Annotated in this window: 14 protein-coding genes and 3 tRNA genes; 14 read left to right on the forward strand and 3 right to left on the reverse strand. The window is 41.0% G+C overall.

Features of this window, described 5'->3' with window-relative positions; translation table 11 throughout:
* Positions 1-293 precede the first annotated feature (293 nt).
* Positions 294-1796, forward strand: coding sequence for an IS66 family transposase (gene tnpC / locus MTN97_RS17315; protein WP_248474981.1), 1503 nt, complete (start codon positions 294-296; stop codon positions 1794-1796).
* Between the two features lie 367 nt (positions 1797-2163).
* On the opposite strand, the gene MTN97_RS17320 is transcribed toward tnpC, so the two are convergent.
* The 3 genes from MTN97_RS17320 to MTN97_RS17330 all read right to left on the reverse strand — a co-directional run bounded on the left by MTN97_RS17320 (position 2164) and on the right by MTN97_RS17330 (position 4452).
* Positions 2164-3081, reverse strand: coding sequence for a YbjQ family protein (locus tag MTN97_RS17320; RefSeq protein ID WP_248474982.1), 918 nt, complete (start codon positions 3079-3081; stop codon positions 2164-2166).
* A gap of 554 nt (positions 3082-3635) precedes the next feature.
* Positions 3636-3712, reverse strand: a tRNA-Pro gene (locus MTN97_RS17325).
* Between the two features lie 116 nt (positions 3713-3828).
* A complete protein-coding gene (locus tag MTN97_RS17330; protein ID WP_248474983.1) occupies positions 3829-4452 on the reverse strand; it encodes an arylesterase in 624 nt (207 codons plus the stop codon).
* Between MTN97_RS17330 and MTN97_RS17335 the strand changes: the two genes are divergently transcribed.
* From MTN97_RS17335 to MTN97_RS17395, 13 genes are all read left to right on the forward strand, one after another.
* On the forward strand, positions 4453-5166 hold the full coding sequence (locus MTN97_RS17335) for an ABC transporter ATP-binding protein (protein WP_248474990.1): 714 nt from the start codon (positions 4453-4455) through the stop codon (positions 5164-5166).
* Positions 5156-7657, forward strand: coding sequence for an ABC transporter permease (locus tag MTN97_RS17340; RefSeq protein WP_214553533.1), 2502 nt, complete (start codon positions 5156-5158; stop codon positions 7655-7657). Before MTN97_RS17335 ends, MTN97_RS17340 begins: the two co-directional genes overlap by 11 nt.
* A 132-nt stretch (positions 7658-7789) precedes the next feature.
* Entirely contained in the window at positions 7790-8314 is a 525-nt protein-coding gene (ruvC, locus tag MTN97_RS17345; RefSeq protein ID WP_008114131.1) for a crossover junction endodeoxyribonuclease RuvC, read from the forward strand.
* Positions 8315-8316: 2 nt separating this feature from the next.
* Complete coding sequence (gene ruvA, locus MTN97_RS17350) at positions 8317-8934, forward strand: Holliday junction branch migration protein RuvA (protein WP_248474984.1); 618 nt, start codon at positions 8317-8319, stop codon at positions 8932-8934.
* A 7-nt stretch (positions 8935-8941) separates the two neighbouring features.
* A complete protein-coding gene (gene ruvB / locus MTN97_RS17355; RefSeq protein WP_013464636.1) occupies positions 8942-9949 on the forward strand; it encodes a Holliday junction branch migration DNA helicase RuvB in 1008 nt (335 codons plus the stop codon).
* An 874-nt stretch (positions 9950-10823) separates the two neighbouring features.
* Positions 10824-11528: a protein TolQ gene (gene tolQ / locus MTN97_RS17360; RefSeq protein ID WP_248474985.1), complete on the forward strand. Its 705-nt coding sequence runs from the start codon at positions 10824-10826 to the stop codon at positions 11526-11528.
* On the forward strand, positions 11515-11946 hold the full coding sequence (gene tolR, locus MTN97_RS17365) for a protein TolR (protein ID WP_248474986.1): 432 nt from the start codon (positions 11515-11517) through the stop codon (positions 11944-11946). Before tolQ ends, tolR begins: the two co-directional genes overlap by 14 nt.
* Positions 11947-11950: 4 nt before the next feature.
* Positions 11951-12856 carry a cell envelope integrity protein TolA gene (tolA, locus tag MTN97_RS17370; RefSeq protein ID WP_248474987.1) on the forward strand — a complete coding sequence of 302 codons (906 nt, stop codon included), beginning with the start codon at positions 11951-11953 and terminating at the stop codon, positions 12854-12856.
* An 8-nt stretch (positions 12857-12864) separates the two neighbouring features.
* The gene (tolB, locus tag MTN97_RS17375) at positions 12865-14223 is read left to right on the forward strand and encodes a Tol-Pal system beta propeller repeat protein TolB (protein ID WP_248474988.1); all 1359 of its coding nucleotides are present in this window, start codon (positions 12865-12867) and stop codon (positions 14221-14223) included.
* Between the two features lie 35 nt (positions 14224-14258).
* Entirely contained in the window at positions 14259-14798 is a 540-nt protein-coding gene (gene pal, locus MTN97_RS17380) for a peptidoglycan-associated lipoprotein Pal (RefSeq protein WP_036983049.1), read from the forward strand.
* 13 nt (positions 14799-14811) lie between these two features.
* Positions 14812-15564 carry a tol-pal system protein YbgF gene (gene ybgF / locus MTN97_RS17385; RefSeq protein WP_248474989.1) on the forward strand — a complete coding sequence of 251 codons (753 nt, stop codon included), beginning with the start codon at positions 14812-14814 and terminating at the stop codon, positions 15562-15564.
* Positions 15565-15735: 171 nt separating this feature from the next.
* A tRNA-Lys gene (locus tag MTN97_RS17390) sits at positions 15736-15811 on the forward strand.
* A gap of 70 nt (positions 15812-15881) precedes the next feature.
* Positions 15882-15953 (forward strand) — tRNA-Lys (locus tag MTN97_RS17395).

Raw genomic sequence — 15953 nt, forward strand, 5'->3', positions numbered from 1 at the left:
TGAGCGGTATGCGGGGAAACTCGCACGTACCGTTCTTAGAGGGCTGGGCTCGAGTAATCGGGTCTGGCTACTCGACATAAGCACAGGTTTAAATGGCCTAAGCTTAAACGTGACACCATGACACTGTATGAGCAACAATTACATTGGCTATTATCAGGGTATGACGTTATTGGCCATGAAGAAATCAACGTCAGTCAGCACACAGTGACTTAATTACTTAGATCAATTGATGATCATCAAGGTTTAAGTTATTAACCCTATTCATTGTGCATAAAAGCCGTAAAATAAACGGCATGAACGATGTATTTACCTTACAACAACGCATTGCTGAGCTTGAAAAACAGCTTAAATATGAGCGCGAAGTATCTATACAGAAAGATGCTAAAATCGCCTATTTATATGAGCAATTCCGTTTAGCCCAACAAAAGCAATTCGGCAAAAGTGCTGAAGGCTTTGTAGGGCAAGGTGAATTATTTAATGAAGTTGAAGAGATTGCTGAGAAAGCTGAGCCTGAGCAGCAAGGAATTAGCTACACCCGCAACAAGCCTAAACGCAAGCCACTGCCAAAAGACTTACCCCGTGAACAAGTTATCCACGACATAGCAGATAAAAGCTGTGCATGTTGCGGTGGTGAGTTACATAAAATCGGTGAAGATACTGCTGAAAAGCTTGAGTTCATTCCAGCACACGTCAAAGTGATTGAACATATTCGCCCTAAATACGCCTGTCGTGAGTGTGAAAAATCAGGCACTGGGTCAACGATAAAGCAACAGCCTATGCCCGCCATGCCCATTAACAAAGGCATTGCCACCGCGAGCTTACTTAGCCAACTCATCACCAGTAAATATCAATATGGTTTACCGCTTCATCGCCAAGAGAGCATGTTTAAGCAATACGGCATTGAGCTGAGCCGCAAAACCATGAGCGATTGGGTGATTAAGTCAACAGCGCTGTTTACCCCGCTGGTTAAACGGTTAAAAGAAGAATTACTCAAGCAACCACTCCTTAACGCTGATGAAACCACGGTCAATGTGGTGAAATCAGATAAAGTGAATAGTTACATGTGGGTGTACTGCTCAGGTGCTGACTCACCTAAACCCGACAGCCCCATCCCTAACATCGTGCTTTACGACTACCACACTAGTCGCGCAGCCGCCTGCGTGATGGATTATCTTAATGGCTATCAAGGGTACTTACATGTTGATGGTTATCAAGCTTATGAAAAGACACAGGCCAGTCTTGTGGGGTGCTGGGCGCACGCACGTCGGAAATTCATTGAAGCGAAAAAGCTGCAAGGGAAAAATAAGACAGGCAAAGCCGATGTGGTGCTCAGCTTAATACAAAAGCTGTATGGGATAGAGTCACGGTTGAAAGATAAATCAGCGGATGAGAGTTACCAGACTCGACAAGCACAGAGTAAACCGATACTCGATAAACTCAAACAGTGGCTTGAAAAACATCAGCCAAACCTTGTTGGTAATAGTAAACTCATTGATGCCGCCAATTACATGGCAAACCAGTGGCCGAAACTCATTGAGTACATTAATGATGGGCGACTGAGTATCGACAACAACCGTGCAGAAAGAGCCATCAAACCGTTTGTGATAGGCCGTAAGAACTGGCTGTTTAGCCAAACAGCAACAGGTGCTAACGCAAGCGCGATACTTTACAGCATCATCGAAACAGCCAAAGCCAACGGCTTAGCGCCATACGATTACATCACCGCGTGTTTAGATGAGCTGTGCCAATCAACACCTGATATCGATAGTCTATTACCGTGGAATTTTAAAGGCTAGGCGGTGATCACCGGACGGATATGTTTATTTTAAACAGTTGTTAAATATAAAATAAATTTATACTAACGGTGCTCTTTGTAATGGTTTTACTATATAGAAACAAATAATCGATAAGATGAGATTATGATGATTCAACCGTTATTAGGTGTTAGTTAGTATGGACTTTATTGCTACCGCATTTTTCTTATGTGTTTACTATGAAAGTTCAAACCGAGGGCACTCAAAAAACGTTAGATATATTGTTTGATGACGGCATTGTTTCAAATTACACGTTTACCAATGGCACAGCGCCGCAAATGAGTATTAATTAATACTAAGGGCGGTATTTTTAAAAGTCCCGCCCTTAATTCACTCAAAGTAATTAAGCCTAGCGTTCAACAATTACGGCAGTGCCTGAAACCACAATGAACAACATACCAGACTTACCACCACCCGATATTTCACTGTAATCTAAATCGATACCAATTACCGCATTAGCACCCAATGAAAAAGCCTCTTTTCTCAATTCCGCTAGAGCTGTTTTACGGGCATCTCTGAGCGTGTTTTGTATGCTTTTATTTCGCCCCCCAAAAGTATCACTAAGAGTTGCAAATATATCTTTGAAAATATTCATGCCATATGCGCATTCAGCAGTTATTACATCTAACCTTTTGGCCACCTTTAAATTTGATGCTGTTTCAGTGGTAAGAATAACTTCGTTAGGTGTACGAATAATTTTATAGTTACTTGCAGCAAGATCGTTTTTCTTTTTTTCAACTTCGCTTAAATTTTTCTCGTCATTACTCTTTTCTTGCGAAGCCGAAAGTTTTTTCTTTAGGTATATGTCTTTTGTAGTTTCTATTTTATGAGCTGTTTCTTTAGAAACACTCGTGACATATTTACCGTAGAAAAGGACTTCATACGAGGAATCACATTCAACAGTCCTCAAACCAGCTATACCATAGTCTCTTGATTTGAAGCTAAATACAGCACTAGATAGGCCTATTTTATTGTTGTTTATGTCTAATAGGTTATCTTTAGCAGTATTGTTTATTGCTGTACCTTCCTTGATTCCATACTTTTTATAAACACCAGATTGACTATAAATAGTGGTTAGATTACACAGAAAATCATTGTTATAAAATATTGATGCGACACCTTTGTAACCATCTTTTTCTAATGAAAAACTGAGCTTGCTAATTTCATAAGTTATTTCGGTAAAGTTATTTGTTAGGCCGTTGTCGTTTAAAGTCCATTCGGGTTTTGTGCTTGAAGATTTTGATTGCTGATTTTCGGATAAAAACATAACCGTCCTTAGTAGTTGCAGTTTTACCAGAGTTACAAAAGAATGAGCCAATTTCAAGCTATTTAAACCTACAGGCATTGCTTACCTGTAACTTTGCTTAAAAGGGTATAATAAGAGGTCAAAGCAGGGGGACTTATGAAACGATTTGATAAACTTAACAATGATAGGCAGATATTTAAAGCGTTAGCGCTAGTACTGAGTGGTACACATAAATATAAAAACTCAAGTTATGAATTGTTAGTTAATTACTTAAATAGCAATGACTTAAAAACAAGCTGGGGTAATAGCTGGACGCGCAAAAGCTTATTCAGGTATCTACAAAGAAACGGCTTTTCGGGTGTGTGGGGGCTACGCAACAGCTTAAAAGAGTATAAAAAGGTAACCAGATTTATTTAGGGTATTTTCAGACACCGTAAAAGGAGATTCGCAACCAGTACGCACGAAGTACTAAAAGTTATTTTTGATAAAAAATAATAGAGTGGCTACAGATTGGCTACACGAAGTGTTTTTGTAGAAAATAACTTATTAGGAATTGGGGTAAGTTATTGAAAAAATGGTCGGTATGGAGAGATTCGAACTCTCGACCCCTGCCACCCCATGACAGTGCGCTACCAAGCTGCGCCACATACCGACTTCGACTGCAATAGTACGTGTATTTTTAAAAAAATCAATAAGCATTTGTTTGTTTGGATGTTTATTGCGCAAGCGTTTAATATTAAGTGCTTGCGCCAGAAGTTTTACACGGCTTTACTCTTTATTTAACCACTGGTTGATCGTGTTAAACATTTCATCTCGTAGTATTGGTTGCGCAGTTTTGTTAGGGTGTAAGTTATCGTTTTGCATTAGCTCGCTTTTGCCTGCTACTTTAAGTACAAAAAACGGCATTAAATACGAGCCTGTGGCTTTGCTTACACTGGCAAAGCTATCGGTGAACATTTTACTGTAACGTGGGCCATAGTTAGGTGGAATATAAATTTCCATTAGCGCGGTTTGTGCATCTATTGCTTGGCTTTTTTCAATTAGAGCGGTCAAGTTGTCTTGCATTTTAGTAACTGGAAAACCGCGTAGACCGTCATTAGCGCCAAGCTCAATGAGCACGTGAGTTGGTTGGTATTGCTCAAGTAGCGCGTCTAATCGGCGCAATGCACCGCCGGTGGTTTCGCCGCTAATACTGGCATTTACTAAGTTGATAGGGCGTTGCTCGGTATCGTATTTATCTTGTAACAATTGCACCCAGCCTTGTTCTTGTTTTAAGCCATAGGCTGCGCTTAAACTGTCACCAAGTATTAAAATCGTGTTGTTAGCTGCCGCAGTAAGGGGGTTAATAACTAAAAATAAAATAAATACAAAACGTAGGATTGAATGAGTCATATGTCAGCGCTTTCTCAATTAAATATAATTCAAGTAAATGGTTTGTCTAAAGTTGTATCTACCCTTGAAGGTGAGTTGTTCATCCTCAGCGACATCAGCTTTAATGTCAAGCATGGTGAGTCTGTTGCTGTTGTTGGCACGTCGGGCTCAGGTAAATCCACTTTATTAAGTTTATTAGCAGGGCTTGATACGGCCAGCAGCGGCGAAGTAATGTTAGATGGGGAGCCGCTGCACGAATTAGACGAAGAAGCGCGGGCCGCACTCAGAGCTGCAAAAGTTGGCTTTGTATTTCAGTCTTTTATGTTGGTACAAAGTTTAACTGCACTTGAAAACGTCATGCTACCGGCAGAGCTTGCAGGTAAAGAAGACGCCAAAGAACAAGCGCTCGCTTTGCTTGAAAAAGTAGGCTTAAGCCATCGGGTTGATCATTACCCGTCGCAGTTATCTGGTGGTGAGCAACAACGTGTTGCGATTGCCCGTGCATTTGTTGGTTCACCAAAAATATTGTTTGCCGATGAGCCATCAGCTAACTTAGATAGCAAAAATGGCCATATGATTGAGTCGTTATTATTTGATTTAAATAAGCAAAACGGTACAACCCTCATTTTAGTCACTCACGATGAAGCCTTAGCACAAAAATGTGAACGCATTATTCAAATAGAGGCGGGGGAGCTGGTACAAAATTCAACAGAGGAAATGGCAAATGTGGGCTAAATTAGCGCTTAAACTATTTTCTCGTGAGTTTCGCCGTGGTGAACTAACCGTAATAAGCGCAGCCATTGCACTGGCAGTATTAACCGTGCTTACTTTATCTATGGTGACAGAGCGAATTGCACAAAGTATTGCCCAAAAAAGCAGTGCATTTATAGCAGCAGATCGTGTTCTTGCCAGCAATCACGCCATAGATACCGCCTTTATAACCAAAGCAGAACAACAAAACTTACAAACTGCACAAATGGTGTACTTTGACACTATGCTGTTTGCAAACGATGAAATGCAGTTTAGCTCGGTAAAGGCTGCATCAAACAGTTACCCGCTTAAAGGCCAATTGAAAGTTAAGTCGGGTTTGAATGCTCAAACTGAGGTTGCACCCGGTGCGCCAAGCCCTGGTAACGTATGGTTAAGTGAATCTGTTTTTTACAGTTTAAACATAAACGTAGGCGACCAAGTTGAATTAGGTGCCGCGTTATTCAATGTGGAAAAGGTGATTGTAGAAGAACCCGATGCGCCATTTAATGTGTTCTCTAGCAGTCGCAGAGTACTTATTAATATTGATGATGTACCAAAAACTGAAGTAATACAGCCCGGTAGCCGTGTATTTTACCGCCAGTTGTATGCAGGTGATGAAAGCGACATCAATAGTTTTTACGATTGGTTAAAACCGCAACTTAAAGAAAACCAAAACTGGTATGGTGTAAAAGACCGTCAATCGCCCATTTCAAATAGCTTAAACAGAGCCGAAAGCTTTTTATTGTTAGCAGGTTTGCTGGGCATTATATTAGCCGCGGTTGCTATTGCGGTATCGGCTAAGCGCTATTGTGAGCGTCAATACGATCCCGTCGCGATGATGAAAACCTTAGGTGGCAGCCGCGATATGATCCGCAAAATTTACCTTATGCACTTATTAATGGTGTGTACCATGGCGGTAGTCGTTGGCCTTGCTATTGGTTACGGCTTACAAGAAGTTGCAACTGGTTACCTTGCAAAAAGCATGGGAACCGAACTGCCCATGGCAGGGTTTAAACCGTGGTTAGTCGCCATTAGCACCGGGGTTATTTGTGCGGTTATGTTCTCTATTAAGCCATTGTTAGATTTATTTGATATTCCACCACTTAGAGTGCTTCGCCGTAATTTAGGTGATCGCCTTGCGGTAAGTAAAATCCATTTAGGGCTTAGCGCCTTAACGGTATTTTTATTAATGTGGTTATTTAGTAACAATATTAAAATTACCCTTATTTTATTTGCCTCAACGCTTGCGCTTATTTTAGTGTTGTTTTTAATTTCTAAATTAATATTTGGCGGGGGCCGAAAGCTTGGCTTAAAGCCAGGTAACAGCTGGTCGTTGGCTATTGCGTCTATTCAAAAGCGCGCCAACGTTAATGCGGTGCAGCTAATTAGTTTTTCGCTAGCGATTAAATTACTGTTGTTTTTAATTGTGCTAAAAAACGACATTATTTCGGATTGGCAGTCTCAGTTACCAAGTGATGCACCTAATGCCTTTTTGGTTAATATTACGCAAAATGAGCTGGATCCGGTAAATGAATACTTAGCGCAAAAAGGCATTCAAGTGTCGGAGTTTTACCCAACGATTCGTGGCCGCGTGAATGCAGTAAATGGCGAAGCAGTAGCACGTGAAGTGTCATTGCAAGACAACGAGAAAAAAGACGAAGAAGCCCGCTCAGGTATTGGCCGCGAGCTTAACTTAACTTGGCTTAACGAAGTCCCCTCACAAAATGACATTATCGATGGCCAGTGGTTTGGCGATGACGCAGTAGCTGAGGCCTCACTTGAAGAGTCGATGATGAAGCGCCTTGATGTGAAAATGGGCGATACCCTCACGTTTTTAATTGGTGCGCAGTCGTTCGACGCTAAAATTACCAGTGTACGTAAAGTTAATTGGGCCACGCTTAAACCTAACTTTTTCATTATTTTAAGCCCTGATGTGTTGAGTAGCTTTCCGGCCACGTATATTTCATCAGTACGTATTGAGCCTGAGCAAAAGCGCGACTTTAGCCAGTTATTACGTACATATCCTACGATTACAGCGATTGATGTAGACAACTTTGTTAAACAAATTCAATCGACTATTGAGCAAGTGTCGTTAGCTATTGGCTTTGTACTGGCTATTGTGGTGTTGTGTGGCGCGTTGGTACTTATATCGCAGGTGCAAGCAAGCTTAGGTGAGCGGATGCAAGAAATTGTGATACTGCGTACTTTGGGCGCTAAAAGCCGATTAATCAAAAATGCCACCTTGTATGAGTTTTTATTACTGGGCGGTTTAGCCGGACTGGTGGCTGCATTTTTCAGCGACATTGCGTTATTGATTGTTCAGCAGCAAATGTTTGATTTAGCGGGTAAGCTGCATCCTAATATTTGGATTATTGGCCCCGTTGCTGGTGGCGTGTTTGTAGCAGGGTTAGGCTATTTTATGATTGCCCGTACGCTTAAACAAAATACCCAAGGCTTAGTACGCGCATTGGCATAAACTTTTCAGCCAAATAGCGTTTAAATGCCTACTTTTTATGTAGGCATTTTTGTTTTTGCTTGGTACTGGTAATTTATACAGTGCTCTGGCATTATTAGCATTATTAATGAATAACAATAATGAGAGTGCTGTTTGGCCATTATTTTAGGGATCGATCCGGGCTCGCGTTTAACGGGTTACGGTGTGGTTGCGCACCAAGGGGCTAAGTTTACTTACTTAGGCAGTGGCTGTATTAAATTAGCCGATCACGACTTTCCCACCCGACTTAAAATGATTTACCAAGGCATTACACAGCTTATAGAGCAATTTTCGCCTGAAACATTTGCTATAGAAAAAGTATTTATGGCGCATAACCCTGATTCTGCTTTAAAGCTAGGCCAAGCTCGTGGCGCTGCGATTGTCGGTGCCTCTATGGCCGACTTACCGGTTTTTGAATACTCAGCACGGCAAATAAAGCAAGCCGTTGTGGGTAACGGTGGGGCAGATAAATCGCAAGTTCAACATATGGTTAAAAACATACTTAAACTGCCAGGTACGCCGCAAGCCGATGCGGCGGATGCGCTTGCAATTGCAATTTGCCATGCCCACTCTGAACAAAATTTAATAAAACTAGCGGGTAGCGCAAGCAAAACCGTTAGAGGACGTCTAAGGAAATAACAATGATAGGTCGCTTAAACGGCGTGTTAGTTGAAAAACAGCCCCCAGAAATACTATTAGAAGTGAGCGGCGTTGGCTACGAAGTACAAATGCCAATGACCTGTTTTTACGATTTGCCTAAAGTAGGCGACAACGCCATTGTGTACACTCATTTTGTAGTACGCGAAGACGCACAGTTATTGTTTGGCTTTAATAATAAAACCGAGCGTGCGTTATTTAGAGAGCTGTTAAAAGCTAATGGAGTAGGGCCTAAATTAGGCTTAGCTATTTTGTCGGGCATGTCGGCGCAGCAGTTTGTAAGTTGCGTAAATAATGAAGATGCTACCGCTTTGGTTAAATTGCCAGGTGTGGGTAAAAAAACTGCAGAGCGTTTAGTGCTCGAAATGAAAGACAGATTAAAAAATTGGGGTAATGACTTATTTACCCCATTTAGCGATAGCGCCGTAATAGATCCTGCGAGCGATGCAACTATAGCCAATAATGCGGCCGATGATGCGGTTTCGGCGTTAGTGGCGCTCGGTTATAAATTGCCACAAGCGCAAAAAGCAGTAAAATCAATAAGCAAACCCGATATGTCGACTGAGGTTCTAATTAAAGAATCTTTGAAATCAATGCTGTGAGTAAATTATGATCGAAGCTGATCGCTTAATAGATGCTGCTGAAAAAACCAACGAAGACACCATAGATCGCGCTATTAGGCCTAAGTTACTGGCCGATTATCGTGGTCAGCCGCATGTTAAGCAACAAATGGAAATATTTATTGAAGCCGCGCGTAGCCGCAGCGAAGCGTTGGATCATTTATTAATATTCGGTCCGCCAGGCTTAGGTAAAACCACGCTTGCCAATATTGTAGCCAACGAATTAAATGTAAATATTAAAACCACCTCTGGGCCTGTGCTTGAAAAAGCGGGCGACTTAGCCGCATTGCTTACTAACCTTGAAGAAGGTGATGTACTGTTTATTGATGAAATTCACCGTTTGAGCCCGCAAGTTGAAGAAATACTCTACCCGGCAATGGAAGATTACCAGCTCGATATTATGATAGGTGAAGGGCCAGCTGCACGCTCTATTAAGCTTGATTTACCCGCGTTTACACTCATTGGTGCAACTACCCGTGCGGGGTCATTAACTTCTCCACTGCGTGACCGTTTTGGTATTGTTCAACGCTTAGAGTTTTACTCTGTGGAAGACTTATCGCATATTGTGGGGCGCTCAGCGCATTATCTTAGTTTAGAAATGTGTGACGATGGCGCCGCCGAAATAGCCAAGCGTTCTCGTGGCACGCCACGTATTGCAAATCGATTATTGCGTCGAGTGCGCGATTACACCCAAGTAAAGTCAGATGGTACGGTTAATGCTGAGGTAGCTCAACAAGCCCTCGACATGATTGATGTTGATAAAAGCGGTTTTGATTACATGGATCGTAAATATTTACTCGCCATCATCGAAAAGTTTATGGGTGGCCCTGTTGGCCTTGACAACTTAGCCGCGGCAATAGGCGAAGAGAAAGAAACCATAGAAGATGTGATTGAACCCTTTCTAATTCAACAAGGATTTATTCAGCGTACGCCGCGAGGGCGAATTGTCTCTGATAATGCGTATCACCATTTTGGTTTGTTACCTAAAAAAGATTAAATAACCAGAATAACTAAACTCTTTCTAAAGCCACTGTCATTTTAACGACAGTGGCTTTTTAGTATGAGCAAAGGTTAAATTTAGACGTATTTTACTTTGCCAATAATTCACTGAGCGTTAAGACATATCAGGCTACTGTGCGCCTGCAGTAATGGTATTGAGGATGAGTGTAACTAATTTTACAAATTGTGGGCAAAAAAAAGCCCGCAAATAATGCGGGCAAACAACAAGTTTAAGGAAGTAATCTAGGGAACTACGTTTTACTTGTTGAGGTCATACCCCAAGAAGTAAAAAAGTAATACGAAATAAATCATATTACGAAGAACTGGATTCAATGAAATAGCTTTCATTTAATGCGCTAGCTCGGTATGAGAGAATAATACCGAAGCGGCAGAATTTGTTCAAACTAGAAAATTTATATTTTCAGATTAAAAAAACTAATACCAGGGGTTTTCTGTTTTTACTTAATGTTGCATGTTAATTAACCATAAATTCTATAAGTTAATGAAATGCTTTGTTTATGTATATTAACATATAAACGTTCGGTATTAGTTTTACTATTACGTTAAGGTAAGCGTGTAGTTTTTATGAGTGCTTATGCATTAATTTTGAATAAACAGCGTATTTTTGTGACTCTTTAGTGAAATTAAGCAGGCTTATAGATAGCTTTATTGTTATTTATTTATACAGTAAAACAAGAGTTAAGTAGTAAAATTATTTTTTTAACGTTTTTTGTTGGCTATTCACAGCAATATCGTTGTCAGCAGGAAATACACTAGATACACTAGCTGAACTTTAATGGTGGCTAATGTGTTACAAAGTTACCTTACTCAAATAAATCAATTTGATGTTTTTAATTATTTAGGAGTTTAACGTGGGATCAGGGCTTAATTTTTTAGATCTAATTCTAGAAGCCAGTTTGCTTGTGCAATTAGTAATGCTAGCGTTGGTTGCTATGTCGGTTATGTCGTGGGCTATTATTTTTCAACGTAAAAAAGCCATCTCTGACGCCTTAGCAAATGCCAAAAAATTTGAGCATCGTTTTTGGTCTGGTGTTGACCTAAGTAAGCTATATAACGAAATTTCATCACGCGGTGGTCAATCAACGGGTATTGAAGCGTTATTCACCTCAGGTTTCAAAGAGTTTGCACGCCACAAAAAAAATACCTTTCAAAGTGCAGGCATTGTTATGGAAGGCACGCATCGTTCAATGCGGGTTGCGCTTTCTCGTGAAATAGAAAAACTAGAATCAAGCTTATCGTTTTTAGCAACCGTTGGGTCAATTAGCCCCTACATAGGTTTGTTTGGTACAGTATGGGGTATTATGAATGCCTTTATTGCCTTAGGTGAAGTAAAACAAGCAACCTTACAAATGGTTGCACCAGGTATAGCAGAAGCTTTGATTGCAACAGCAATGGGTTTATTTGCTGCAATTCCTGCTGTTATTGCTTATAACCGATTTGCTAATAAAGTTGAAAAGTTAGAATCTCACTACATTAACTTTATGGAAGAATTTGCCAATATCTTACACCGTCAAGCAGCTACCCAAATAGAGGCTCAAGCGAATGTATCATCGTAAAAAGCGTCGCCCAGTCGCAGAAATTAATGTAGTACCATACATTGATGTAATGTTGGTGCTGCTTATTATATTTATGGCCACTGCGCCATTAATAACCCATGGCGTAAAAGTAGACCTACCAAAAATGGAAGAGTCAGACTTAGTTGATACCAAAGATACGCCGCCCATTATTGCCTCTATTGATTCGCAAGGTAAGTATTATGTAAGCATAGGTACTGATCCGGAAGAGCCAATGGAAGCATTAGCTGTAGCCGCTGTAATTAAACTACAACTAATGAAAAACCCTGATACCCCAGTAATGATTAAAGGCTCAGGTAAAGTGTCGTATCAAGAAGTGCTACTGCTCATGGATTTTTTGAGGAATGCAGGTGTACCATCGGTAGGCTTAATGACCGAATCCTTTGAGGGGACCAAGTAGTCATATGAATACGTCGTTAATCAAATCAGTAATACTGCATTTAGCATTAGGGGGATTTTTGTATGCATCAGCAAACATTCATCCACCTAAACCTAAAGTAATGGAAGTGACGCTTAATGCCGCCATTCCTGAGCCAGAAAATGCGGTGTCTGCTGTGACCGTGGATCAACAGCAGGTTGAGCAAAAAATTGCTGAGTTACGCAAAAAAGAAGAAGATAAAAAGCGCGCTGAAGATAAACGCATTCGTGATTTAGAGCGCCGCGCAGCAGACGCACGTAAGCAAAGAGAATCTGAAGCAAGACGCATTAAAAAGCTAGAGCAGCAGCGCAAAGCTAAAGAGAAAGAAAGAGCCGAAGCCGAAGCTCAAGCTAAAAAAGCCCGCGAAATAGAACAACGTGAGCGAGCAAAAGCCAAACAAGCGCAAAAGCAAAAGCAAGAGGCTGAAGATGCTGCTAAAGCGGCTGCCGACAAACGCAAAGCCGAAGAAGCCGCGCTTAAAAAAGCCGAAGAAGAGCGTAAAAAACGTGCTGAAGAAGCTGAGCGTAAACGTCAGCAAGCATTGCAAGAACAAATACTGCAAGAGCAACTTGCCAAAGAGCAGGCTGCACGCAATAAAATACGTCAACAGCAAGTAGTGAGTGAAGTTGATAAATACCGTGCATTAATTATGGCGCGTATTCAGCAAAACTTATTAATTGATGAAAAAATGAAAAACCAGCAATGCCGCATTAATCTCCGTCTTGGGTTTAATGGCTTGGTTACGCAGGTTAAGTCGTTAGGTGGTGATAAATTAGTGTGTGAAGCTGCTTTAAGAGCGGTTCGCATGGCCGACACATTACCGGTATCGAAAGATAAAGACGTATTCGAACAATTAAAGAATATTAATATAACCATCGCGCCAGAGTTTTAAGGGATGACATGTTTAACAAAATTAAAATAGCCTGTTTAGTTTTAATATTAGGGTTTCAGGGTGTTGCACACGCGGCACTTGAAATTGTTATTACTGAAGGTATAGACGGTGCAAGACCGATTGCGATTGTGCCTTTTAAATATCAAGGTATTGGCCCTATTCCAGAGCAGCTTAGCGATGTTATTGCTGCTGATTTAATGCGCAGTGGCAAATTTAAGCCAGTTAGCGTTTCACAAATGCCTCAACAACCACATAAAGACGCCGATATTGATTACGGCGCTTGGGTTAATAAAGGCGTTGAAGCGGTTTTAGTGGGTGAAGTAGAACAGCAAACCAACGGACGCTACTTAGTACGTTATGAGCTTGTTGATGTTATTCGCGGCCAAATTACTGGCGGTGAAACACAAATGATGAGCAACGGTAAGCTTGTTCAAAGCCAAGACCATATTTTAGAAGCACGTCAAAGCGTAATTGGTGAAACTGGATTTCGTCGATACTCGCACCGCATTAGTGATGTTATTTATGAAAAGCTAACTGGCGAAAAAGGCGCGTTTTTAACAAAAATAGCCTATGTTATTGTACGTGATACCGAAGAAAAGCCTTATCAGTTAGTCGTTGCTGATTACGATGGTTTTAATGAACAAGTATTATTGCGTTCAAAAGAGCCATTAATGTCGCCGGTTTGGTCACCTGACGGTACTAAGTTAGCGTATGTAACCTTTGAAAATCGCCAGAGCCAAATTTACATTCAAGACATTTATACGGGTAAACGCGAATTGATCACCAGCTACAAGGGAATTAACGGCGCGCCGCAATTCTCGCCAGATGGTAAAAAGTTACTGCTCGTGCTGTCAAAAGATAAAACTGGTGCAACTGAGGTTTACTTATTAGACTTACTAACACGTAAAGAGACGCGATTAACACGCCATCGTAGTATAGATACCGAACCTTCGTGGTACCCAAATGGTGAAGATATAGTATTTACGTCGGAAAGGGGTGGTAATGCTCAGATTTATAAGTTAAATTTAAAAACTGGCAGAACGCAAAGATTAACCTTTGACGGTGACATGAACCTAGCGGGTTCTATTTCGCCAGACGGAAAAGAATTAGTGATGGTAAACCGTACTAACGGACAGTATCATCTTGCTAAGAAAGAGTTGGCTACAGGTGCGTTTCAAGTTTTAACACGAACTCGCCTTGACGAATCACCGAGCATAGCGCCAAATGGCTCGATGATTATATACAGCACGCTCCACAATAATAAACAGGTACTTGCGCTAGTATCGATGGACGGTCGTTTTAAAGCACGTTTACCTGTGCTTGATGGACAAGTAAAGGCACCTGCTTGGTCGCCATATTTACAGTAATAATTGCTGGTTTACTCAAAATAGGAATCTACTCAATGCAACTTAACAAAATACTTAAAGGCCTGCTAATTGCTGTGCCAGTAATGACACTAGCAGCTTGTAGCTCATCTTCAGATATCGACGAAAATGCAGCTAACCAGTCAAACCAAGCAACTGTTGAGCAAACAACAACGGATACAGTTGAAGTAGCCACAATGACGCCAGAGCAACAAGCAGAAGAGCAACTTCGTCAAAAGTACGAAGCGCTTCGTCAAGAGCAAATTATCTACTTTGACTTTGATAAAGCCACAGTTGAAAGCAAATATGCAGACTTACTTCGTGCACACGCTGAGTTTTTAGTTAAAAATCCTTCTGTTAAAGTATTAATTGAAGGCCACGCAGATGAGCGCGGTACGCCAGAGTACAACATTGCACTTGGTGAGCACCGTGGACAAGCAGTTGAAAAATACCTACAAAGCTTAGGTGTTTCTGCAAGCCAAATGTCAGTAGTTAGCTACGGCGAAGAAAAGCCAATGGTTAAATCTCGCACTGAGTCTGCTTTCGCTAAAAACCGCCGTGCGGTACTAGTTTACTAAGATAAGAGATATTATGAAGCCGAAAATTATTTTGGCAGCCATGATATTGAGCGGGAGCACCCAAGTTTTGGCTGCTCCCGCTCCTGTTTCAGAAGCTGCAAGTTCACAGTCAAGCATTGAAAAGCGTTTAGCAACACTTGAAAGTATGATGCAACAGCGTAATTTTTTACAAGTAGAGTTACAGCAACAGCTCAATTTACTGCAAGATGAAGTTAGTCAAATACGCGGAGTAACTGAAGAGCAAAGCTATAAGCTTGAAAAAGTACTCCAGCGTCAACGCGAGCTTTATCAAGAAATTGAGAACCGTGTTAGCCAAGCGTATGCAAAGCCGACCGCTCCAGCGCCTACAACAGACTACACACAGCCTAGTAACGAGCAGAGCTACAGCAGCGATTTATCTGAAAACGAAGCGTACGAACGTGCTGTTGCGCTTATAATGAAAGATAAACGCTACGACCAAGCTATTCCAGAATTTCAAGCGTTCTTAACAACGTATCCAAATTCAGTGTACACCTCAAACGCACATTATTGGCTGGGACAACTATTAACGATTAAAAATGACGGTGTAAAAGCAGCCGAGCACTTTAAAGTAGTTGTTAACGAATTTCCAAATTCAAATAAACGCCCAGATGCGATGTTAAAGCTTGGTACACTTTTACAAGAGCAAGGTTTGAAGGCAGAAGCACAAAAAATATTGAATGAGCTTATCAATCAGTACCCAAGTACAACTGCTGCTAAATTAGCCACAGATCGCTTATCAAAATAAATGTTGATGCTTGATTAGACTGCTTTTTGTCATAAGCGGTCTAAAATTGCTCAACTAGACATAAAAACTTAAAAAAAGAGACAATTTCGGTTGCACTCATTTTATAAATAAGTATTATAAGCGCCCGCAGCAAACGAATGGTAACCCCACTCGAAATGCGACAAAAAGAGCGGGTCATTAGCTCAGTTGGTAGAGCAGTGGACTTTTAATCCATTGGTCGATGGTTCAAGTCCATCATGACCCACCATTCTTTTTATATTTAGAATGGTCTAATCGGCGGATTTACGCGTACTTACTTTTTATAAGTAAACCAGAGCGGGTCATTAGCTCAGTTGGTAGAGCAGTGGACTTTTAATCCATTGGTCGATGGTTCAAGTCCATCATGACCC

The sequence above is a fragment of the Pseudoalteromonas sp. 2CM36K genome (assembly GCF_023161865.1).
GTDB lineage: Bacteria > Pseudomonadota > Gammaproteobacteria > Enterobacterales > Alteromonadaceae > Pseudoalteromonas > Pseudoalteromonas tetraodonis.

Excerpts from the sequence above, each read along its gene's own strand:
- tnpC (WP_248474981.1), top strand. The coding sequence starts at position 294 with ATGAACGATGTATTTACCTTACAACAACGCATTGCTGAGCTTGAAAAA.
- MTN97_RS17320 (WP_248474982.1), bottom strand. The coding sequence starts at position 3,081 with ATGTTTTTATCCGAAAATCAGCAATCAAAATCTTCAAGCACAAAACCC.
- MTN97_RS17330 (WP_248474983.1), bottom strand. The coding sequence starts at position 4,452 with ATGACTCATTCAATCCTACGTTTTGTATTTATTTTATTTTTAGTTATT.
- MTN97_RS17335 (WP_248474990.1), top strand. The coding sequence starts at position 4,453 with ATGTCAGCGCTTTCTCAATTAAATATAATTCAAGTAAATGGTTTGTCT.
- MTN97_RS17340 (WP_214553533.1), top strand. The coding sequence starts at position 5,156 with ATGTGGGCTAAATTAGCGCTTAAACTATTTTCTCGTGAGTTTCGCCGT.
- ruvA (WP_248474984.1), top strand. The coding sequence starts at position 8,317 with ATGATAGGTCGCTTAAACGGCGTGTTAGTTGAAAAACAGCCCCCAGAA.
- ruvB (WP_013464636.1), top strand. The coding sequence starts at position 8,942 with ATGATCGAAGCTGATCGCTTAATAGATGCTGCTGAAAAAACCAACGAA.
- tolR (WP_248474986.1), top strand. The coding sequence starts at position 11,515 with ATGTATCATCGTAAAAAGCGTCGCCCAGTCGCAGAAATTAATGTAGTA.
- tolA (WP_248474987.1), top strand. The coding sequence starts at position 11,951 with ATGAATACGTCGTTAATCAAATCAGTAATACTGCATTTAGCATTAGGG.
- tolB (WP_248474988.1), top strand. The coding sequence starts at position 12,865 with ATGTTTAACAAAATTAAAATAGCCTGTTTAGTTTTAATATTAGGGTTT.
- pal (WP_036983049.1), top strand. The coding sequence starts at position 14,259 with ATGCAACTTAACAAAATACTTAAAGGCCTGCTAATTGCTGTGCCAGTA.
- ybgF (WP_248474989.1), top strand. The coding sequence starts at position 14,812 with ATGAAGCCGAAAATTATTTTGGCAGCCATGATATTGAGCGGGAGCACC.